Genomic DNA, 317 nt, shown 5'->3' on the forward strand with positions numbered 1-317 from the left:
CATCAGGTTGGGACAAAGCCTTGGCATGAGTGTTATTGCCGAAGGCGTTGAAACTGAAGCGCAAAGAGACAAACTCATTGAGATGGGATGTCACAGATTTCAAGGCTATTTGTTTGCCAAGCCAGTTGAAGTCGACACTGTATATACACTGATCGCTGACAGGCATTAGCTGAGGCTTGATTTCGAAAATAGCGGTCCCAGAGGACCGTTTTTACTGACGTTTTTATAACTGTGCCAACAGAGTGGGTCATAGCTTTAGGTAAGTCAGCCTAATGATGGCAGGAGACAAAAAATGAAGAAAATTTACCGGTTACAGA

Annotated in this window: 1 protein-coding gene; it reads left to right on the top strand. The window is 43.8% G+C overall.

What is annotated here, in order from left to right; translation table 11 throughout:
• The first annotated feature begins 7 nt into the window (after window positions 1-7).
• The gene (locus tag B4K20_RS16950) at window positions 8-169 is read left to right on the top strand and encodes an EAL domain-containing protein (protein ID WP_349678795.1); all 162 of its coding nucleotides are present in this window, start codon (window positions 8-10) and stop codon (window positions 167-169) included.
• Window positions 170-317 lie beyond the last annotated feature (148 nt).

The organism is Methylophaga sp. UBA5088, assembly GCF_002414625.1.
Taxonomy (GTDB): domain Bacteria; phylum Pseudomonadota; class Gammaproteobacteria; order Nitrosococcales; family Methylophagaceae; genus Methylophaga; species Methylophaga marina.